This is a genomic window from Pseudoalteromonas luteoviolacea DSM 6061 (genome assembly GCF_001625655.1).
GTDB classification, from domain to species: Bacteria; Pseudomonadota; Gammaproteobacteria; order Enterobacterales; family Alteromonadaceae; genus Pseudoalteromonas; species Pseudoalteromonas luteoviolacea.
The window spans coordinates 54160-76587 of record NZ_AUYB01000104.1 but is presented as its reverse complement, the minus strand read 5'-3'; the positions used below and the strand labels follow the sequence as shown (position 1 = coordinate 76587).

The 22428-nt window shown below is 42.5% G+C and carries 18 protein-coding genes; 7 read left to right on the top strand and 11 right to left on the bottom strand.

The genetic code is table 11. The annotated features are described in order from the left end of the window. Positions 1–119: 119 nt before the first annotated feature. Complete coding sequence (locus N475_RS13780) at positions 120–2132, bottom strand: SUMF1/EgtB/PvdO family nonheme iron enzyme (RefSeq protein ID WP_063365446.1); 2013 nt, start codon at positions 2130–2132, stop codon at positions 120–122. A 211-nt stretch (positions 2133–2343) separates the two neighbouring features. Between N475_RS13780 and N475_RS13775 the strand changes: the two genes are divergently transcribed. Next, on the top strand, positions 2344–3246 hold the full coding sequence (locus N475_RS13775; protein WP_063355573.1) for a 1-aminocyclopropane-1-carboxylate deaminase/D-cysteine desulfhydrase: 903 nt from the start codon (positions 2344–2346) through the stop codon (positions 3244–3246). On the opposite strand, the gene N475_RS13770 is transcribed toward N475_RS13775, so the two are convergent. The 4 genes from N475_RS13770 to N475_RS13755 form a co-directional block, all read right to left on the bottom strand. Further along, positions 3238–4782, bottom strand: coding sequence for an EAL domain-containing protein (locus N475_RS13770; protein ID WP_063365445.1), 1545 nt, complete (start codon positions 4780–4782; stop codon positions 3238–3240). The two genes, N475_RS13775 and N475_RS13770, sit on opposite strands and share 9 nt — an antisense overlap. A gap of 765 nt (positions 4783–5547) precedes the next feature. Continuing rightward, positions 5548–6210 (bottom strand): single-stranded DNA-binding protein, encoded by a 663-nt coding sequence (gene ssb, locus N475_RS13765; protein ID WP_063365444.1) that lies wholly within the window; start codon positions 6208–6210, stop codon positions 5548–5550. A gap of 104 nt (positions 6211–6314) precedes the next feature. Continuing rightward, the gene (locus N475_RS13760) at positions 6315–7679 is read right to left on the bottom strand and encodes an MFS transporter (protein WP_063355576.1); all 1365 of its coding nucleotides are present in this window, start codon (positions 7677–7679) and stop codon (positions 6315–6317) included. A 49-nt stretch (positions 7680–7728) separates the two neighbouring features. Continuing rightward, positions 7729–8496, bottom strand: coding sequence for a substrate-binding periplasmic protein (locus N475_RS13755; RefSeq protein WP_227008455.1), 768 nt, complete (start codon positions 8494–8496; stop codon positions 7729–7731). Between the two features lie 303 nt (positions 8497–8799). Between N475_RS13755 and uvrA the strand changes: the two genes are divergently transcribed. Together uvrA and N475_RS13745 are read left to right on the top strand one after the other, a co-directional pair. Continuing rightward, complete coding sequence (gene uvrA / locus N475_RS13750; protein ID WP_063365442.1) at positions 8800–11619, top strand: excinuclease ABC subunit UvrA; 2820 nt, start codon at positions 8800–8802, stop codon at positions 11617–11619. Positions 11620–11690: 71 nt separating this feature from the next. Next, complete coding sequence (locus N475_RS13745; protein WP_063355579.1) at positions 11691–12743, top strand: hypothetical protein; 1053 nt, start codon at positions 11691–11693, stop codon at positions 12741–12743. A 40-nt stretch (positions 12744–12783) separates the two neighbouring features. On the opposite strand, the gene N475_RS13740 is transcribed toward N475_RS13745, so the two are convergent. Further along, positions 12784–13173: an acyl-CoA thioesterase gene (locus tag N475_RS13740; RefSeq protein ID WP_063355580.1), complete on the bottom strand. Its 390-nt coding sequence runs from the start codon at positions 13171–13173 to the stop codon at positions 12784–12786. A gap of 29 nt (positions 13174–13202) precedes the next feature. Here N475_RS13740 and N475_RS13735 point away from each other — a divergent pair, with 29 nt between their 5' ends. Further along, on the top strand, positions 13203–13919 hold the full coding sequence (locus N475_RS13735; RefSeq protein ID WP_063355581.1) for a 2OG-Fe(II) oxygenase: 717 nt from the start codon (positions 13203–13205) through the stop codon (positions 13917–13919). Position 13920: 1 nt separating this feature from the next. On the opposite strand, the gene N475_RS13730 is transcribed toward N475_RS13735, so the two are convergent. After that, positions 13921–14301, bottom strand: a complete 381-nt coding sequence (locus N475_RS13730) for a YacL family protein (protein WP_063365441.1) — start codon at positions 14299–14301, stop codon at positions 13921–13923. A 143-nt stretch (positions 14302–14444) separates the two neighbouring features. Between N475_RS13730 and N475_RS13725 the strand changes: the two genes are divergently transcribed. After that, on the top strand, positions 14445–15350 hold the full coding sequence (locus N475_RS13725) for an AEC family transporter (protein WP_063365440.1): 906 nt from the start codon (positions 14445–14447) through the stop codon (positions 15348–15350). Between the two features lie 79 nt (positions 15351–15429). On the opposite strand, the gene N475_RS13720 is transcribed toward N475_RS13725, so the two are convergent. Both N475_RS13720 and N475_RS13715 read right to left on the bottom strand, forming a co-directional pair. Further along, positions 15430–16689: a hypothetical protein gene (locus N475_RS13720; protein ID WP_063355584.1), complete on the bottom strand. Its 1260-nt coding sequence runs from the start codon at positions 16687–16689 to the stop codon at positions 15430–15432. A gap of 192 nt (positions 16690–16881) precedes the next feature. Further along, positions 16882–17106, bottom strand: coding sequence for a hypothetical protein (locus tag N475_RS13715; RefSeq protein ID WP_063355585.1), 225 nt, complete (start codon positions 17104–17106; stop codon positions 16882–16884). Positions 17107–17439: 333 nt separating this feature from the next. Here N475_RS13715 and N475_RS13710 point away from each other — a divergent pair, with 333 nt between their 5' ends. Beyond that, positions 17440–18753 (top strand): short-chain fatty acid transporter, encoded by a 1314-nt coding sequence (locus N475_RS13710; RefSeq protein WP_063365439.1) that lies wholly within the window; start codon positions 17440–17442, stop codon positions 18751–18753. On the opposite strand, the gene N475_RS13705 is transcribed toward N475_RS13710, so the two are convergent. Beyond that, complete coding sequence (locus N475_RS13705) at positions 18750–19763, bottom strand: site-2 protease family protein (RefSeq protein WP_063365438.1); 1014 nt, start codon at positions 19761–19763, stop codon at positions 18750–18752. The two genes, N475_RS13710 and N475_RS13705, sit on opposite strands and share 4 nt — an antisense overlap. Positions 19764–19994: 231 nt before the next feature. Here N475_RS13705 and N475_RS13700 point away from each other — a divergent pair, with 231 nt between their 5' ends. Further along, the gene (locus tag N475_RS13700; RefSeq protein ID WP_063355588.1) at positions 19995–21203 is read left to right on the top strand and encodes an EAL domain-containing response regulator; all 1209 of its coding nucleotides are present in this window, start codon (positions 19995–19997) and stop codon (positions 21201–21203) included. Positions 21204–21250: 47 nt separating this feature from the next. On the opposite strand, the gene N475_RS13695 is transcribed toward N475_RS13700, so the two are convergent. Then, positions 21251–22354 carry a hemolysin family protein gene (locus tag N475_RS13695; RefSeq protein ID WP_063355589.1) on the bottom strand — a complete coding sequence of 368 codons (1104 nt, stop codon included), beginning with the start codon at positions 22352–22354 and terminating at the stop codon, positions 21251–21253. Positions 22355–22428: the final 74 nt, after the last annotated feature.

Sequence of the window (22428 nt, the reverse complement as noted above, 5' to 3'; positions counted from 1 at the left end):
GGTAACCTTAAAGAATTCTTTTAACAAAGCCGTGTCGAATTGCGCCACGGCTGAAATATTTAAGTCTACAAAGTGCAAACTGCACTTTAACTGAATACACTCACTTCGAGTGTATTAATTTATCTTTCTCGAACCAATCTAAAACCAATATAATTAGCTCTAAAGTCTGGTGCTAAAGCCAAACGAGTTGAAACCCTCGCTAAGCTCGGAGCAAAGTTCCACGCTCCACCCCTAACTGTCACATCCTCTTGTGAAGCACGCTTTTGCGTCCATTCCCATACGTTACCAACGGTATCGTATAAACCATAATTATTCGGTGAAAACTCACCAACTGGTGCAGGGCTTTTATTCGACCAATCGCTACCACACCAGCCACAATTTGCTAGCCCGCGGCCAATTTCATTTCCCCATGGGTACTCTGAACTTGTACCTGCACGGGCAGCATATTCCCACTCAACTTCATTGGGAAGTCTGTATTGAATGCCTTTTTCACCAGATAGCCAATTGGCGTATGCTTTGGCATCTTCATACGTGACACATACAACGGGAAAGTTGTCAGCTTGTTCAAACCCTGGTTTGTCCCAGTTGTATTCACTTTCCCAAATAGGCTCACCATTTTTATAGTGTGCACAGCCAGCGCCTTTTTCAGCTTCTGTTTGATAACCTGTACTTAAAATAAACTGTCTAAACTCAGCAACGGTGACTTCTTTGCTTTGCATTGCATAAGAGTGGCTCAGCACTTTTTCTACAACAGGGCGCTCATTTGCCAGTCCATTTCCAGTTAAATCACCCATCTGGAAAGTGCCGGCTGGGATAATCACCACTTTGTTTTCAACAAGGTTTGGCGTGACTTTTTGCTTTGTCGCAATAGGAGTGCTCTGTTGCTCGCTTTTTGGCGTCGGTGCAGCAATCGACTCAGGCTTTTTTATCAGCTTAGCATTGATCGTTCGTGCTCTGCGCACGTCAATCTTCGCTTTGTATGACTCATAACCTAATTTACGGATCTCAATATCATAAGAGCCTAATGGGACACTAACGACTAATTTAGTAGAGCCGTAACTGACACCATCAATAAACACTTCATCGTCGTAAACGTTTGAGCGTAGAGTTAAATCAACTTGCCTATCTTTTGGAGATTGTTGCAATACTTGTGACTTTATTTCTGGCTTTGGCTGCAACGTCGTAATACTTGGTACACTGCGCTCTGCACTTTCAACGTCATCATTAAAAGTTAGCTGACTGTCACTAAAAGTTGTTGGATAGCTTGCTTGATACCCTACTGCTAATGGCGTGCCATACTCACTACAGAAACGATTGTCCAACGACAATAAGCCGCATAAACGGCTATTATTAACGTCACCACGCATTGTGACGCTTAAATTCACGCTGTAATTACCCTGACCACTAAATGCACTACCCACCACATGACTGCTCACAACCTGAACCTGTGCACCCGCCATATGACGTTTCGGTTCAACAATTCTTTGTTCGGTTAAATTAGCAAAAATTTGGTCAATGAAACGCTTAGTCGCTTTTTGTAAACCAAGCTGCTGGCCTCGCTGCTCACATGCAGCTAAGGTCTCTGTGCGCTTACAGTTAATGGTATGCTCAACCTCTAACGTACCTTCTCTTGTGAACTCATTGCGAAGACGCTCAACTCGTGCGGTACTCAGCTGATCTCTCAAACTTGCAATCGTATTGACAAGCGTGTGTTTGCTGACGCGAATTTGCTCAATATCCTTGCGGTGCGATGCTATGGCCGCTAACTGCATCGCGATGTCTTCTTTATTCGATTTATGGTCGGATACTGATTGCTGATATCTCAGTTGAGCAGAAGAAATGTCAATTGACGGATCATCGATTAAACGACGATATAAATCATTCATTGCATCTAAAGCTTGGTTCTTTTCTTTATCAAGCTCACTGGAATTTTGTCTTAATAATTCTAGCTGAGCCTGTAAACGGGCTTCTTCAGCAACATGCTTATCTAAAATCTGAGTATATCTGTCTAACTCAGCTTGTTTTTCAGAGCGCTCTGACTCGATAGCTGTCACAGTCGCAGTATCTTGTGCCCAAACACTTACAGACAATAAGGCGGCAGAGACAAAAAGAGATAAAGGAGCAATTCGCATATATTCCATTCCCAACAGCGGCAGTTGTTTTGGTCTTTGTTATTTTTGATGTTTTAATGCTTAATGCTATGTACTTACGGAGTAAAACACAAGCTTTGCACAATTAATATCTGAGTTTACAACTATTAGTCACGTCGTTACCAGTGTTCTCTGCACATTTTCATGAAATAATAACCTCAAAGCGCTTATTTATAGAGAAATCTAAAATCTGATGTTCAATTCCAAGCACCTAGAGTCACCAATTCAACGTATTCACCACCCAATGCTAACTGCTAAAAAAGTGGAACTTCTTGTTAAAAGGGATGACCTTTTACACCCCACTGTACAGGGGAATAAATGGCGCAAATTAAAATACAACTTGATTGAACTCAAGCAGCAAAATTACCGCTCTTTACTAACATTTGGCGGACCTTTTTCAAATCACTTATACGCGACCGCCATGGCATGTAAACTATTCAACATCCCTGCACATATCATAGTACGAGGACCCCATTTAGATGAGCAAAACCCAACTCTGCGTCTTGCAAAAGCTTGTGGTGTAAATTTACATGCAGTCACAAGGTTAGAATACCGACAGAGATCTGACAATGCTTACTTGCAAGACTTAGCAAAACAATATCCCAATACCCACATAATACCCGAGGGTGGGAGCAACAAATTTGCTTTATTAGGTTGCCAAGAACTGGCCCAATCCCTTCCTGATAGCGACTATGTTTGTTGTGCAGTCGGCAGTGGAGGAACACTCGCAGGACTATTAAATGGTTTGCCTAAAATAACTCAAATACTAGGTTTTTGTGTCCTAAAAGGCGCTGAGTATCTTACTGAGGAAGTTTGTCGCCTAAACCCTGCTGCTGCCTTGCAAAAAAACTGGCAGTTACTGCATCAATTTCATGGTGGAGGTTACGGCAAGTTTAGTAAGGAGCTTTGGACATTCTGCCAGAGTATGAGACAAAGCCATAAACTCCCTTTAGAACCAATATATACGGGTAAAATGATGCATGGTATCTGGCAGCTTATTGAGCACGATTACTTCCCTAAGCATAGTAGAATAGTAGCGGTTCATACTGGCGGGTTGCAGGGCCTAGATGGTCTTCGATATCGTAAATTAATTTAAGCTATTCTCAAGCTCAAGTAGAGGGGCACTGAAGTAATACCCTTGCGCGCCATCAACCCCTAACCGCTTGATACAATTGAGCTCATCTTGCGTTTCAACACCCACAGCATACACAGGTACTTGTAATTTTTTAGCTTGATTCACTATTTGTTTAACGACTGCCCGTCGTTTAGCACTTGACTGAATATCATGAATTAATTCAAACGCAAGCTTTACCCCAACAATATTATGCACCTTTTGCAGCGGTACTACGTCCAAAGGCCCGTTTACATGGTCGAGCACAATGCTTGCCCCTAGGGGAGACAAGGCATCAAAAAACTGCTCAAAATAACTACGATGTTGATAGTAGTCACAAATCATAAGTTCTAAAGTCACATCTTTAGCTCTACCAGACGCCCTTAAAATAGCGATAAGCCAACTCAAAAACTCACTGTTTGACCAGTTCACAACATGCAAATTTACACTCACAGTGAACCCTTTTGGTTCCTTACTGAGCACTTTTAACGCTTGCTGTACAATCGATTTATCTAGCTCAATTAAATGTTCACTGCGATGAATTTTGTGAATAAACTGACCTGCTGTTATTAGCCCAAGCGTCTTATGTCTCACCCTCAGTAATGCCTCACTTTGAATAACGTCTTGAGTCTTAAAATCAAACAGCGGCTGAAAAAACAGTACAAACCGCCCTGCTTTTATATCATCAATGACGTTCGACTCCGCATCCAACAAACTCTCCGCTAAGGTGCGATTTAAAGGCAGCATATGAATGTGTTGCCAAACATGGTTTTGCGCCACACTTAATGAGGAACGAGCGATTTGATAAACCTGAGTTTGATCAGCCCCCTCACTATAAAAGCATGCTCCACACTTGACTGCGCTTCTCGACAAATCCCCACGAAATGCGAGTAGCGCTTGGTAAACTACTTCGTGTAAGCGTTTAACCGTTTGCTCTACTTCATCTTTACTCAAAGAAGATAAAGTCACGGCCAACGCACCTGATGATAAGTACTTAGCTGAACAGTAGCGATATTTATTGAAGCACTTGGCCAAGGTCACGCTAAAGTGACTCTGCGGTTCAATATGTTTTGGTAACTCACAGCGCCACTTAAACATCGCAAACATATTGACTTGTTGACCGGTGCTAACAGGTAAAATTAGCTCTTGTGCGCTCGGGGGAATAGATTTATGCCCGATGTTTTCAGCCTTGAGCCCTGCGGTACTATTTTTCGATCTAAACCTAAGGTTGCTCTTCAATGTAATCATTAACCCAGCCAAAAATAACGCAATATTGAGCCAAACACTGATAGTAAGCCCCTTCAAAACGGCCTTATTCGGATAGAGCACTAATTGCTGCTGGCTCAAATCTATACGGTACTGACTCGAAAACCAAGTTAGCGGGAATTGGCTAGGCGGCTCTGGAGTAAACCCAAATTTCAACGCTTCTTCGTGCACATCAAAACTGTCGACAGGTTCAACGTAGTTTGACAATTGAGTCGTCAAGCCCTTTGCATCGTCTGATATCCAAGAGTTTGTCATGTGTATGACACTCAAATTCCCAAGCAGCGCTATTACACACCACGCAACCAAGAGTATGTACCCTCGTTTATACGTGTTATCTATCAGCGCGAAGTGAAGCATAATTTCAGACTATCATTGATGATTCTGTCTAAAGTTTTGTTCAATCCATTGCAAAACTCAAGGCAGAGCGGCTAAGAATCAGCAAAACTGCTGATATAGCGTGTAATATAGTTGAGTAGACCCAAGCGTACTCGAAATATCAGCTTACAAATCACCTTCCTTACTCTGCATGCTCAGGCCATCAATAGCTAAAACAATAAATTTTACAACTATTTTTTAAATGCTAGATACCGACTAATAACGAGCGCTATTCCCGTATATTTTATTTTCGCCACAACCGTTTTTTGCCTATCTTGAAGCGCGATAAACTCACCCTGTTCACATTCAATCTTTAATGACTGTAAACATCAATGCCTCTTTGCAATACTTCTTTCCCGTCAATAAACTTCATTACCAGACTTTGCTCGAACAATTCACCGCCTTTTACTGGGGAGGTTTGAATATACACAATTGTTTGCAACCGTTTCAAAGCTTGAAATCATCTCTTCACAACAAATTAAGCCAAACTCCAGCATCGCTAGATTTGCAAAAGCATCAGACCTCTTTTATATCTCCAAGCCGCGTATGGCTCGACGCACTTGAGCTCCTCAGGGAGATATTCTGAAACAAAAAAGCCCCCAACAACTGGAGGCTTTTCAAGCTCAATAATGATAGACGACTAAATCAGAATGGAATGTCGTCATCAAAGTCAATTGGTGGCTCCATCGGATTTGAAGCACTGCCACTGCCCTGCTGTGGAGCGAAACCACCTTGTGCTTGTCCACCTTGTGGTTGGGCATTTTGAGCCTGACCACTAAAATTATTGCTTGTCTGCTGTGGCGCACTTTGTTGCGGAGCTTGCTGCTGAGGAGCAAAACCGCCCTGTTGCGCTGCAGGCTGGCCATATTGCTGTTGGTTGTTTTGCTGAGGTGCAAAACCACCTTGTTGCTGACCGTATCCGCCTTGGTTGCCACCTGACTGGTATTGACCACCTTGCTCATTGCGACCGCCAAGCATCTGCATCTGACCGCCCATATCAACCACAATTTCAGTAGTATATTTATCTTGACCGCTTTGATCAGTCCATTTGCGAGTCTGTAAACGGCCTTCAATATATACTTGAGAGCCTTTACGTAAGTATTCACCAGCAACTTCAGCTAGTTTGCCAAATAACACCACTCGGTGCCATTCAGTACGCTCTTGAAGTTGGCCAGTGTTTTTATCTTTCCAACTGTCTGTTGTTGCGATACTGATATTTGCCACACCGTTTCCGTTTGGCATATAACGTACTTCTGGATCTTGGCCTAAGTTACCAACCAAGATTACTTTGTTCACACCGCGTGCCATGGCACCCTCTCCTCACACAATTACAAACGTTTCCAAGTTTCATCAATCTACGAAAATGCATTTTCATTCGCACATATACGAACAAAAACACTATTTTTACAGTTTTAAGAAGATAAAACTTGTTTCGCTTGGTTTAAATCAAATTTACTTTCATCCACTTTTAGATAAGCGCGATTTTCTTCACTGACCACAGTCGCCTCTAGCACGCCTGGTAATGTAACCAGTTTATCAGCAAGTGCCTGTGCATGCTGAGATTTATTGAGTTCCGTTACAAAGCTCAGTGCTTTACTACGTGGAGGGACTTGCATGCGCCATGCAATAAACAGCCATATTACCCCAATTCCTGCCGCCGCAGCAAATACAGAATTCACCTCGTAGTTTTGCGCTAGGTAGCCGCCTAAGACCCCACCTAAGAACGCCCCCAAAAACTGACCTGAAGAAAACACACCCATCGCAGAGCCTTTTTGTGTTGCCGGCGATATTCGAGAAACCAGCGCTGGCATTGTCGCTTCTAAGAAGTTGAATGCGATGAAGTAGACCGTCATAGCAGCAGCAATACCAATCAGGGAGTTTGATAGCCAAACCAGCATCAAAGCACTCACACTGAGGGCAGCAATCGCGGCCAAGAAAACTTGTTTCTCTTTTTGCTTTTTAATCGCCACAATCATCATAGGCGCCATCAATACAAAAGCCAGTATTAAAACAGGGATATATATCTGCCAATGATCGGGGGCTGCTAAGCCTTCTTCAATTAGCTTCGCAGGCAACACAACAAACAACGTAGTCAAAGTTAAATGCAACATTAACACGCCTAAATCTAGCCGCAATAGTTGAGGGTGCTTGATTAAATTTTTAATATCCGCGATAGACGCAACAGTGTCACCTTTTGGCGCTTTATGGATCGCGTTTGGCACAATAAACAACACAATAGCGATACCAAGTAAAGCGAGCATTGCAGTCAGCCAAAATACACCTGAAATACCAAATGCAGCTGCAACCATAGGACCTAGCAACATGGCAACCGCAAAACTTAAGCCAATACACATACCAATCACAGCCATAACTTTAGGCCGCTGCTCGTCGCGACTTAAATCGGAAGCTAGCGCAAGTAATGCACTCGCAATCGCCCCCATTCCCTGAAGGGCTCGACCAAACGTGACCCAATAAATCGAATCTGCTAGGGCCGCAATTACAGAGCCAAGGGCAAACACGACTAACCCGACAATGATAATTGGCTTTCGACCAAACTTATCAGATAGCCACCCCATAGGGATCTGCAACAACGCTTGCGTTAGACCATATGCGCCAATAGCCAAACCTATCCACAGCGGTGACACATCTTCTAATGATGTACCATACACCGCTAATACTGGCATCAGCATAAAAAGGCCTAGCATTCTAAATGCAAATACACCGGCCAGAGAAAATGCAGCACGTTTTTCAATTTGGTTCAAAGATTGATTGGACATAGAGCATGTTAGTCAAACAGTAAAAAATCGCGGCTAGTTTAACAAAAACTCACTGCAACTGATATTTTTTTAATATTCCTTTGAACCGACCTGTTTTTTGCAGATTTTGATAAGCTTGATTCAATCGTTCAAGTCGCTCTGTTGAGGTACGTCTCTTGCTAAATGCAAAATAGACTGGCGATTCATTGATGACAAGTGGTGCGACTTCGATAGTCATAAAGTCGGGGTGATTGTCGGACTGAAATACGATATTAAACTTTTCTTCTAAAAAGCCAGCAATGCGACCATGTTTGAGCAAGCTCAATTTAGTTTGGTTATCAGGTACAAAGATAAACTGGGTCTCGTTTTTTTTCAGCTGTTTATAGCGATCAGTAAATTGCGTTCCATAAAACGCTCCTTGCTGAATTGCAACAGGAACAGGAAGTGAGAAAAGATCTTCCATTGTCTCAACCTCATATCGCCGCTGGGCGTTCATTGCAAAAACAATCGTTTCCATACGTTGTGGACCAATGAAGTAAGCGTAGTCTTGCCTTTCTAGCGTTTTTGTCACGCTTAAAACCAGATCGATATCCCCAGTCTCAAGCATTTTAAGGGAGCGCCCCCAAGGTATACTCACAAACTTATACTCACAGCCGGCTTCGTCAAGTAACGCTTTGGCAAAGTCCACATCCATACCATGCCAGCCTTTTTCTTCATCTAGCCTAGATTGTGCTGCATAATTCTCAAATCGCACGACCATCTCACAGCCCCAAGCGGGGGAGAGAAATAAAATACCTAACAGCAAAAAGCGCACATAAACAGCTCTACAACCCATCATTAAGGTAAGTCTAGTTGGTCACATTGCTTTTTTCACTTGTGCCCCCTAAACCAGTCCATCCTGTTCAACCAAAAGTGAGCTAGTTCGTAATATGACTCGTAACAAGGGTAGAATAACAGCAACTTTGATGTATACTGTATGAGTATACAGCTACCCATAGCTTAGTTTGTACATCAATTATTATATAAAAAATGTATCATTCAGACTTTTAATCAGGGCTGTATCGGCAAGACATAATCGCAAGCCGATGCAAAGATACCCGAGCAATTGTTACAAGCACACAAGATTCATAAAAAGGCCACTATGGATAAAATAGAAGTAAGAGGCGCGCGCACGCACAACCTCAAAGACATCTCTTTGACAATTCCAAGAGACAAGCTGATTGTGATCACCGGACTCTCTGGCTCGGGTAAATCGTCGTTAGCATTCGATACATTGTACGCTGAAGGTCAGAGACGTTATGTCGAGTCATTGTCTGCTTATGCCAGACAATTTTTATCTTTGATGGAAAAGCCGGATGTTGATCACATCGAAGGGCTTTCACCTGCAATATCTATAGAGCAAAAATCGACATCGCATAACCCACGCTCGACAGTGGGCACCATCACCGAAATATACGATTACTTACGACTCCTATTTGCGCGGGTAGGCGAGCCTCGTTGCCCTACTCATGACTTACCGTTAAAGGCACAAACTATCAGCCAAATGGTAGATACAGCGTTAGCGCAACCTGAAGGTAGCAAGCTTATGCTGCTTGCCCCGGTGGTAAAAAACCGCAAGGGTGAACATGTAAAACTGCTTGAGCAATTGGCTAGTCAGGGCTTTATCCGAGCTCGCATCGATGGTGAAGTTTGTGATTTATCAGATCCGCCAGCCCTAGAGTTACACAAGAAACATACCATTGAGGTAGTTGTAGATCGTTTCAAAGTCAAAGAAGGGCTACAACAACGATTAGCCGAATCATTTGAAACAGCACTGGAACTTGCTGATGGCATTGCACAAATCGCCAGTATGGATGACCCAGATGCTGAAGAGCTCATTTTTTCTGCCAACTTTGCCTGCCCAACATGTGGCTATGCAATGACTGAACTCGAACCCCGAATGTTTTCATTCAACAACCCCGCAGGTGCTTGTCAAAGCTGTGATGGTCTGGGAGTACGTCAGTATTTCGATCCTAATCGCGTGGTACAAAACCCTGAGCTCAGTCTAGCTGGCGGCGCTATCAAAGGGTGGGATAAACGCAGTTTTTATTATTTTCAGATGCTTAGCTCCGTAGCAGAGCACTATGGCTTTGACCTAGAAATCCCATTTGCTGATCTGCCGAAGTCTGCACAAAAAGTGGTATTAGAAGGCTCTGGTAAAACTAAAATTGCATTTAATTACCGCAATGATCGCGGTGACTTAATCACTCGTAATCATGAGTTTGAGGGCGTGTTAAACAACATGAACCGCCGCTACCACGAGACAGAATCAACCTCTGTACGTGAAGAGCTAGCTAAATACCAGACCAGTCAAGCTTGCCCTAGCTGTCATGGTTCAAGATTACGAGAAGAAGCTAGGCACGTTTTTATTGGCTCAACCAACTTGCCAGCCGTTACCACTATGAGCATTGGTGAAGCCAGCCAGTTTTTCCATGATTTAACTTTGACAGGACAAAAAGCACAAATCGCTGAAAAAATCCTCAAAGAGATCAGAGATCGCTTATCTTTTTTAATTAACGTAGGGCTCAATTACCTCTCACTGGAGCGCAGTGCAGATACGCTATCAGGGGGTGAAGCTCAACGGATAAGACTTGCAAGTCAAATTGGGGCCGGCCTAGTAGGCGTTATGTACGTCCTGGATGAACCTTCAATCGGGTTACATCAAAGAGATAACGATAGATTGCTGAGTACATTAACTCATCTTAGAGATTTGGGTAATACCGTAATTGTGGTAGAGCACGATGAAGATGCAATCCGCGCAGCTGACCATATCATCGACATCGGTCCAGGGGCAGGCGTTCACGGCGGCAGTGTTGTTGCTGAAGGAACCAGAGAAGACATTGTCGCAAATCCTGATTCATTAACTGGACAATATTTGTGTGGCACCAAAGAAATTGTAGTGCCACCAGAGCGCCATCAACCATCTGACAAATGGCTAGAGCTATTTGGGGCTACAGGTAACAACCTCAAAAATGTTGACTTAAAGATCCCATTTGGCTTGATGACCTGTGTTACTGGAGTATCGGGTTCTGGAAAATCAACGCTTATCAACGATACTTTATATAAGCTAGCACACCGTGCTCTAAACGGTGCGACGGTGTCAGAGCCTGCGCCACACAAAGACATTCAAGGTTTAGAACATTTTGATAAAGTTATCGATATAGATCAAAGCCCAATCGGTAGAACGCCTCGATCTAACCCCGCAACCTACACCGGCATTTTTACTGCAATTCGAGAATTATTTGCAGGGACACAAGAAGCCCGTTCAAGGGGTTACAAAGTCGGTCGATTTAGCTTTAACGTAAAAGGCGGTCGTTGTGAGGCGTGTCAGGGTGATGGCGTATTGAAAGTGGAGATGCACTTTTTACCAGATGTATACGTACCTTGTGATGTTTGTCATGGTAAACGCTACAATCGCGAGACTTTAGAGGTGCTTTACAAAGGTAAGAATATTCATGAAGTGTTAGAGATGACTGTCGAAGATGCCAGAGAGTTCTTTGATAAAATCCCAGCTATCAAGCGCAAGCTACAAACCCTCATGGACGTTGGTTTGTCATACATTCGTTTAGGGCAAGCAGCGACAACGTTATCTGGCGGTGAAGCACAACGAGTGAAACTAGCCAGAGAGTTATCCAAACGAGATACTGGCAAAACACTTTATATCCTAGACGAACCCACCACTGGTTTGCACTTCCATGATATTCAACAGCTTTTAGTTGTACTTCACCGTTTACGCGATCACGGCAATACCGTAGTGGTTATCGAACATAATTTGGATGTGATTAAAACGGCAGACTGGATTGTAGATCTGGGACCTGAAGGAGGCTCAGGAGGAGGGCAAATATTAGTCTCAGGTACACCTGAAGAAGTCGCTGAACACACTCAGTCTCATACTGGTCGATACCTTAAGCCTATGTTATAACTAGTAAGCTATGGCAGTAAGCGATACGTTTACTGCCAAGCACTACTTAAACATCAGGGACTAAAACAACAATGATTCAAGCCGCCTTGGTCACGTTTAAAGACACGACAAATAAACTAAGCGCCCCTTTTGAACGTTTTTGGCATAGCCTTAATACTCCTCAAAGACTCTACTTCTCTGCATTGTTCATCAGTATTGCAGTTATTCTCTTTACTAATGACGATAATCATTCATGGTTTCATTTGGTCGCAGTACTTGCACTTGTTGCCATGTTATTAGAGTTTTGGCCAAAGTTTTTAGTGTTTTGGGAAAGCTTACCAGGAAAAGCGGTGATCTTGCTTTTTTATGCCTTTATTGCAAACTATGCATTGGTCCAAGCAGCGGGGATGATCAATGATATAACCGGCGTGAGCTCCGACCCATTACCTTATAGTCACAACCTTAGTGTATTACTTTCTCTACCCACTTGGTTTTTCATTACCACCATCGTTTTATTAGTTTTGCTACAGCTCGCCCAGCCACTTTACTTATTGGTATTGGTACTACTTCGTCCATTTGGTCTGCACCGCATGTGGCAACCCACCGACTACAAATACCCAGTTACGACAGGTATTTTACGTCTTGTTTTTAGTATGCTTATTTTAGTGCAAGTAGCGACACTTATTTCTCATACCGGTTTGTCCGGCGGTGTGAACCAATTTCTCAAAGGTTGGTTTGAGATCATCGTGCGTCCATCTGATTTTGAAAAATACTTATCTAATGAACAGAGCAAACCCGATGGCACGAAATTAACAGAAGCAGAGCAAGCAGAATTACAGCAAGCACTCGATGACCGTGAAAAAGAACTCAACAAGCTCAAAGCTGAAATCTCCGTCACCAGTGACAACACAGCGCAGTATGAAGCACAGCTACAACGCATTCTAAGGCACTTTATTTATGAATACGAAGCAGACTCACGCTCGCGGTGTGAGCATGCTCAAGGGACACGCATTATAGAACTGAATGACTATGAAATACTGCAAATCACCAAGCTAAATGATGATAACAGCGAATCTAGTTACCTTTACGAAGTTGTTCCTTGTATTTCTGCAGCCCTTGGGCATCAGTTTAAACCTGCAAACTGATAGAGTTCACATGAGTACACGCTTGTGTACTCGCCTCAAGCTAAAGTAAATGACCTTCCAGTGCTTCACGCTCAACCAGACTTAGAGCTTGTGATGATTTAGTTTCAAAGTCATATCGCACCATGATGGTACGCCCTTCTGCGCAACACTCATTGTGTTGCCATGCTTGTTGCAAAATTACAAAGGAGCTGTTTCCAATCTTTTCTATGGCCGTTTTTATTTGCACTTCCTGACCATAAAAAAGTTCACCTTTAAAGGTAACTTCAACCTTCGCGACAATCAATTTCCAGTTATGTGGATTTAAATCAGGTGTAAAAATTTTGAAAATAGGTGCTCTGGCAGCTTCAAACCATACCGGTAGTACGGTATTGTTTATGTGGCCAAGTACATCTGTTTCGCTAAAGCGTGGCATGATTTTTTCTGCAAGCATAATAACTCTAACAACCTTTGAGGAATGAAATGACTGATTTTATCCGCGTATACGACAATGCACTGAGTGCAGAGTTTTGTGACCAATTTATGCAAACCTTTGATAAAAGTCCACATTTAGCTCAAGGCCAAACATCAGGTGGTGTTGATTTAAATAAAAAAATCAGTCAGGACTTATATCTCAACAATCACCCTGAATATCAACAACAATTGCGCGAAATTGAACAAGCGACTTCTAAGCATTTATTTCAGTATGTTGAAGAGCACTTTTTTATGATGTTAGGAGCATTTGGCCTAAACGTCTATCACCCAACCACGGGTAAGCCTGTTAACTTGACTGTCGATAACTTTGAAGAAGTGGGCAAACCTCAATTACCAGTGCTCACTCAGCAGCTATTTAGATTAGGGCCCATTCAAGCTCAAAAGTACCCAGTAAACAAAGGCGGATATCCTTATTGGCATAGTGAAGTTTATCCCCAGCTGCATCACAATGAAGCATTGCACCGTGTATTGCTCTTTATGTTTTACCTCAATGATGTTGAAGAAGGCGGAGAAACTGAGTTTTTCTATCAAAATAGAAAGCTGGCCCCCAAAAAAGGCAGCATGGTTATTGCGCCTAGTTATTTCACGCACACACACAGAGGTAACATGCCGCTGTCTAACGATAAATATATCTTAACTTCTTGGGTATTGTTTCAAAGGGCTGAGCAGTTATATGGCGCACCGCCTCAACATGCAACAGCATAAACTATCGTCGTAACTTTCGGCTCTGAATAAATCCATACCAGTCTTGCATCAGAGCCTCAAAGTCTTCGAAACCGCACCCAGCGCTCAAGCCATCTTCATCAAGCTCAAGAAAATCATCTTCATAGCGTGATAAATCAACATCATTTTGAAAAAGAGAATGTGCTTCAAATAATGCTTCATCTTTCGATAAAGTTAACCTCACCTCTTTACCTTCTAATTTCAGTTCTTCGGTACTGTGTTTAACACCCTGTAACTGTTCAAGAAAACTCGCGACCTCTGTTAAAGGCAACTCTTCATTGAGCCAACGCCCGACCAATGCATGCTCTTGAGACATACGCACCTTAAAACCCGCGATTGGGTCTTTAATAAACTGATATTCCATACAACTGACAAATAATTAAAGACAATTGTAAAGTATACCTCAAACCCTGTTTTAAAGTGCACCGTCAATCTCAAAAGCAACCAACAATGCAAATATTTCTCCAATTCGTATAATGCACGTTCAACTCACTAAAAAGTAACTCCATGACGCCAATCGAAATTTTATTTCCACTGATATTCCTTGTACTAACCGGTTATATCTGCGGAAAAACTGGATTTATAGCGACCAGTCAACTAGAAGGGCTTCGTAGGTTTATCTTTTACATCGCCATACCTGTATTTTTATTTCTCAACATGTACCAAGCTGATCTAGATAAAGTTGCTTCTTCTCTGCTACTTATCGCGTTCTATACGCCTGTGGTGCTGTGCTACCTATTGGTGTTTGGATTAAAGTGGCTCATCCACAAACACGCAAAAGCAGAAGCTGCAATGTGGGGGCTTAGCGGTACTTATTCGAATACTGTGCTCGTTGGTTTACCTGTGATCATTGCAGCTCTGGGGGCTGAAGCGGGTTCTTTGGTATTTATGATCATCACATTTCACAGTGCTCTTTTATTCGCATTGAGCTTCATTCTGTCTAGCAATAGTAAAGGGTCGTTTTTCAGTGTACTCAAACCACTATTTATCAATCCCATTGTGTTGAGTATCACAGCAGGTTTGTTGTTTAACGCGCTCAGCGTAGCTTTGCCGGAGTTATTTATTTCAGGGCTAGAATGGTTGGCTAAGCCCGCCATCGCAGGCGCTCTATTCGTACTGGGAGTGAGCTTAGTGCAATATTCTCTTATCCAAGCTTGGAAGAGTGCTTTACTACTGAGTATCACCAAACTTGTAATGCTCCCTTTGATGGTATTTGGTTTTGCAACTTGGTTTGGCTTATCAGATACGCACACAGCAGTTTTAACCTTAATGGCAGCCTCGCCACTAGGCGTCAATGCTTATTTAGTCGCTAGACAACAGCAGTGTGCACAAGCCACACTTGCAGCAAGTGTTGTAATGTCCACACTACTTAGCCCATTAAGTATGAGCGCATGGTTATACGTACTTATCTAAAAAGTCGTGAATAACCAAATAACATTATTTGAAGAGGGATGCAGGCTTAAGATCCGAATTAAGCCTGCGCTAGAAACACTTACTCTAATATAAGCGTAAATTCGCCCTCGACTTCCTCTTCAGATCCAGTCGTTTTAGTGACTGTAAAGTAGAATTCACCGTTAATATGTGACGTCGTGTTTTGCAAGTCCAGCGTCAACATCCCACTCTCAGAAGATGCATTTAATTCAGGATAAGCTGCCGAAAGGATAGCAGCCGTGTTGTTTTCATCGAAAAAGCGGTTTAAGGAAACCAATAACCCATTTGTTGTATCATTAAAAGCAAATCGCAACTCGAAGTCACTGCCCTCCTGTTGCGAGAGTAAACGAATGGCGGTTGAGTCAGTACTTGTAAGTTCTTGATTGCTTGCAGAGTATGCCTTAACGTGCGTAGTGGCAATAACACCACACACTTCTTTGGTTTGTATATCGCTATAGTTTTGAAAACTTAAATTTAATGATCCAAAGCTTGAAACTTGTTCTGAGCTTTTCTTTTTAAATGTACTCAAGCCAACAATATCGCCATCACATTTTTGTACTATCGAAAAGCGACTCTCTTGTTGAAATAGCTGAGTTGTACGCACACCTGTTGGGCATTCAGTTTCCAAAACACTTTCATTTAATTTGATGCTTTGTAGATCATTAAACCCACAGTAATCAGTACTAACTGTCTGCAAGTTTTGCTCTGCACCATTTACAACGAAAGATCGGATAAGAGTCAAATCGACCATGTTATAACTATTATCCGCTTGATTTATTCTAAAGTTACTCTGATGAGTTTCTATCCATGTACTGCCAGCGATCAGCACAGAAGTATCAATTTGAGATACTTCTTCACCCAGCTCTTGCGCTGGTATAGTAGGCACCACTGATGTATTTAAGTCCTTAATATTCAAAGACGCATATTGATTTTGGAAACCAAATGTTTGTTTTGATTGTCCAGCTTCTAAATCAACGCTCACTTGAACGGTACCTTGTGAGTCTACACCTGGCGCAATGAATGAGATGGTGTCCGTCCCCTGCCCTGAAAATGAAATATCTTGATTTAAATACCTGACAGTCCATTTAAACTTTAGTTCGCTCGCGCCACTTCCTTTGGTATTTAAAGATAAACGAACCACCTCACCTTCATTGACCGTTAAGAAATTTGGTAACGCTTCATACGTAATATTTTGTACTGTTGGCGTACTTGGTGTATCACCAGATCCACCTGAGCCACAAGCGCTAAGAGAAAGCGCTACCACAGTACTTAATACTAACCTACTGATCACAGATCTGCGTTTACCTATTTTATATTTCATCGAGAAGTCCCAAGCAAAAGCGTGGCATATTATTCCAACATACCTACATTCTCAATATAGAAATGTGAATTATTGTAAAAAGCAGGATTATAGAGATACCGAGAAAAAAGGAAGGAATGGCGACAGGACTAGGCGGTATGCTCGTTTCATACCACCTACCTTTAAGGACTAACATGTTGAGTATAAAACTCGTTAATCATGTGATGAATACTTAGCCGCATCAATGATAGCCCATAGGTGCGCAACCGCAGCAATCACAGGGGGTATAACCAAAAACCATAATGCGTACCCCCCGACTGTAATGATTGCAAATATAATGGCCGCCAATAAGCGACCTTGCACCAACTGACCTAAACCCGGAAAAAAAACGCTACATATCGCTGCAATTACATTACCACCAGAACCTTGTCCTGCCATAGATACCTCTCTTAGTTGTATTTCTATCACTGCCGACATCCTTATGTCAGTAATGTGGTAGATTTTCTACTTAAACAATATATCTAATACTGCAAACACATTGTGTGCCAAAGTCATTAAGCTAATAAAATCAAAAACTTAAAAACAAACCTTCATATAAGCATTTCAGTTTTTTGGTGTAAAACACTAACTTTTAGTGTTTTTCTTAGTTATATTACTTGAAATAACTAACTGCACTGTCGCGCAAGACTACCGTCTTTGCATTGAATATTTTGTGCTGTAGTCTTTCCCGAGCAAACCAGATAATTCAAATAACAATAACAGGATTTTAGCATGTTAAACAAATTAACTAGGCCGCTAAGTCGCCTCGTTGAGCATTATTTGCCTGACCCGTTTGTCTTTGTCACCCTACTCACTTTGTTTGTAATGGCAATGGCGGTCGTTTTTACACCATCGACCCCAGTTGAAACCGTACAAATTTGGGGGCAAGGTTTATGGAACCTGCTGACTTTTGCAATGCAAATGCTCTTTGTGCTGATTGCGGGTTTTATGCTCGCAAACACACGGCTGTGTGGCAAATTATTAGATATCTTAGCCAGCTGTGCAAAAACTCCAACCCAAGCCATTATCTTGGTGACATTAGTTTCAATGATTGCTAGTTGGTTAAACTGGGGCTTTGGCTTGGTTGTAGGCGCCTTGTTCGCAAAAGCACTAGCCAGAAATATGGCTGTTGACTATCGAGTACTGGTTGCCAGCGCATACTCAGGATTCATCGTCTGGCATGGAGGTTTAGCAGGCTCAGTGCCTCTCACTATCGCATCAAGTGGACATTTTGCCCAAGAGCAAATAGGAATCTTACCTACCAGTGAGACCATATTTTCTTATTTCAATTTGATTCTATTAGCTTCGATGTTGATTGTTTTGCCGCTTCTAAATCGCGCTATGCTTCCTCCTAAACATGAACAAGTTTTGGTAGATAAAGAAAAACTAGCGGAGGTACCAAAACCAACGCCTAACACACAACTGACACCGGCCGAGAAGCTAGAAAATAGTCGCTTACTCGGTGGGCTGATCGGATTACTTGGGTGTGGTTATTTAGTCCATTACTTCTTGATACAGAATGGGGGGCTTAATCTGAATATTATCATTGCGACCTTTATGTTTTTGGCAATTTTACTGCACGGTTCTGCCGCCAATATTCTGCACAGCCTACAACAAGCCATTAAAGGTGGAGCAGGTATTGTCATTCAGTTCCCATTCTATGCAGGCATCATGGCTATAATGGTAAAAACGGGGCTGGCGGAGCAAATTTCTGCGGGATTTGTATCAGTGAGCAGCGCTCAGACCTTACCCTTTTGGAGTTTTTTAAGCGCCGGGCTAGTCAATATTTTTGTGCCCTCTGGTGGAGGACAATGGGCAGTACAAGCCCCCATTGTTATTCCCGCTGCACAAGCACTAGAAGCAGATATTGCGCGCGTGGCTATGGCTGTAGCATGGGGTGATGCATGGACAAACCTAATTCAACCATTTTGGGCTTTGCCAGTGTTGGCTATTGCGGGGCTGAAAGCACGAGATATCATGGGATTTTGCCTGCTCCAACTCGTTGTCACAGGCATTATTATTGCCGTTGTATTGAGTTTTGTTTAACTCGACAACACTTTTACTGGCAGGCTCAAGATGACATTCTCGGAGTCAGCGAAATGCCACATAACGGCAATATGACCAACAGCCACCAGCACATATAAAGCAGCAGAGACCACTTGACCATACCGGTCAAGTGGTAACAAGTGCGTTTGATGACGCATTCGCCACTCTAACAGGATTTCAATACTGCCTATAAAGATGAAAAATGCCAGTAGCATAAGCCCATATACATAACTTACCCAAAGACCTAACGCTAAACCTCCTAAACAAGCCAGTAGACCAATCCAAGAGCGCATTGAAAAGCTGATGCTTTTTAATACATGTCCCCCATCCAGTGGCAAAATTGGCAATAAATTAAATAGATTTAAAAGCGCGCTCAGTACCGCAACCCCTGCAAAAATTTCAGCCCCCGTTGCGTAGTAAAGCACCACCCCCAGTATTGAGGTAAATAACCCGAAAGCAGGGCCCATTAAGGAAATGATTACATTTTGCCAACGCGTACTCATTTTATCTTCACTCATAGCAAGGCCACCCACAAAGGGAATAAGATAAAAGCCTTTGGTTTTAAGACCAAAATACTTCATAGCCCGCACATGTCCGTATTCATGAACAACCAAACAAGCCACCAGCATCAATGCGAACTGCCATGAAAATAGCCACGCATATCCGGCAACGGATGCTCCAATCAAAGCCGCTTTAACTACTTTCGCACTTTTAAATAATTTAAACCCTAGAGCAGCTAAGCCGAGCCAATTTCCCTTGCGATCTTCGTTGCCATTTGGCACTTCAACCCATCGCCATGGCGACTGATTAATTGCAACCGCCAACAAGTTTTGAGAAAGCTGCTCGGTGTTTAACTGCAACTTGCTTTGACCCAGATCTACCTCTAGGTGATGCACATTATCCTCATCTATCGGTATTGACTGCTGTTCTTTAAATACTTGGACCACGTTATGACGATTTACTATCACTGATACCGTCATGCCATCAATTGGCAATTCAATTCTGACCATTGCACGTATAATTAAGTAAAGTTTTTTCTATTATCCTAAATTCAGGGTTTCGATTGAAGAGACAATGAGTGAATTATTGCCAACTTGTACTACGCTTAGTGTGTTGTGCAAGCAGAGCCTGTTACGACCTCTTTGTAACTAAAGCGTGATAGATTGTGAGTGAGTTAAGCTTCGCGTTGCCGACACAAGCATAGACTTCTACTGTGAAATTAGCCCTAGGGATAGGAAACTATGAAAGATCGTAGCCGACGTATACTGGTCGTTGATGATTCACAAGCAATTTTAATCGTAATGCAGGCGATATTATCTGAGCTAGACGTTGAGCATGTCACTGTCGTTAATAGCGCTGTAAAAGCACTGGAAAAAATGCGTCAATCTACCCATCAGTTTGACGCTATATTTACCGATCTAAACATGCCAGAAATGGATGGAATGGAATTTATTCGCCACTTGGGGGAACTACGCTACCCAGGCGGCATCATTATCATTTCTGAAATGGAAAATAGAATTATTGATCTTGCGGCCAATTTAGCTAGACAGCACAATACACACTTGATTGGTAATATCGCAAAGCCCGTCCAGCTTATTGATGTAGAAAGGACATTGAAAAAACTCGATAGCTTTGTGGGAGTTGAGGAAACTTACGAACAACCAATCACCGAGGACCGTTTACTTGAAGCGATCAGCCACCATGAAATAACTCCTTTTTATCAACCTAAAGTGCATAGAGGCACCAAACAAATAAAAAGTATTGAGGTGTTGGCCAGAATCGTGTCCAAAGAAGAAGGGCAAGTGATGCTGCCAAAACGCTTTATCGGCGTAGCAGAAGATTTAGACCTCGTAAACTTGCTGACCTTTCAGCTTTTCGAAAAGGCAGCCAATGAATTTCAGCGTATCCGCAATGAGTTAAACTACCCATTTAAATTGGCTTTTAATCTCTCCCCTATTCAACTCAATGATACAAGTTGCCCCGATAAGCTGGCTTTGATTCTAGAATTGAACCGTTTAAAACCTCAGGAAGTTATCGTAGAGATAACGGAGAACCAGCCAATTATTTCCAATGTCCAACTTGAAACAATAAATCGCTTGCGTCTGCGCGGGTTTGATCTGGCGCTAGACGATTTTGGCACTGGTTTCACTAATTTACAGCAGCTCAAAACGCTCCCGTTTACTGAAATAAAAATAGACCGCTCGTTAATTACTTATATCGAGTCAGATCGATTCTCTCAAGTGCTAGTAGATAGCCTAATCGATATTGCACAAAATGAGCATCTTGATATTGTCGCTGAGGGAATTGAGCGCATTGAGGAACTACAGTATTTAGAGCGCTATAAGTTCAGCCTGCTCATGCAGGGGTATTTAATTAGCCGACCAAAAGCGCTCAACGAATTTATCCGTTGGATCCATTCTTGGCAAAGAATGATTAACTCAAATCCATAACTAGAAATGAAAGTGGACCCTATCAGGGTCCGCTTTCAAGCTTTGAACTAGCTTTTATCACTCGTCTTTGGCTTTGTATCTGCCTCTTTTTCAGGCTCGTTTTCAGTCACTATTAAATGACTATGATTATCCACTCGTTGCTGCCATTTCTGCTTAGCCGCAGCCTGCATGTCGCTGGTTTGCTCTCGTTCATCAACGATATCCATCCCCATCAATGACTCAAGTAAGTCCTCTAGAGTAACAATGCCTTGAATATCGCCATATTCATCAATGACCAAGGCAATGTGAATACGCTTTTCAAGTAGGGTTTGAAACAGTGTCGGTGCAGCCAATGTTTCGGGAACCGTATAAAGTGGCTTCATCAGCTTACTAATTTTATACTCTTCACCTAGACGGTGATAAGCCAGCATAATGTCATTTTTATGCACGAAGCCAACGATGTCATCACTATTTTGATCAAACACTAAAACACGTGAAAATGAAACTGAGCCGTGTTCCGCTAAATAGTCATGTACAGACATGTCTTTGTGCACCTTAAATAAAACAGTGCGCGGTGTCATCAAGTTTTCAAGTTTGGCATGTCTAAATTGTAGTAAGCTACGAATTGTTGCTGACTCTTCTTCTTTTAGGGCACCGGCCTGTGACCCCATCTCCGCCATCGCTTCTATTTCTTGGCGAATATAGATGGACTCATCTCCCTTTTTGCCAATCAGTTTTGTTAACTGATCAGACATCCACACAAATGGTTTTAATAGCCTAACTAGCCAAACTAATGCGAAGCTCACACTCGGAGTTAAACCTCGCCAATACGTCGCACCTAATGTTTTAGGAATGATTTCGGACAACACTAATACCAATAATGTCATCACCGCAGAAGCTAGACCTACCGCAGCATCACCAAAAACCACTGCGGCTTGAGCTCCCACTCCTGCGGCACCGGCCGTGTGTGCTACCGTATTCAGCGTTAAAATCGCAGCAAGCGGTTTATCAATATTATCTTTCAATTTTTGTACTCGCGATGCCAGTGCAGGATTTTGCTGTTTCATCATTCCTACGTGGCTGGGAGTGATACTTAACAGCACTGCCTCCATCACAGAACATATAAAAGAAATCGCAATAGCTAGTAACATGTAGCTAATTAACAAAAACAAGGTCTACTCCTCACGTAATAACCGTTTACTTATATCTTAGCTGTACGGCACTTAATCGCACAGCGCCTATTAAT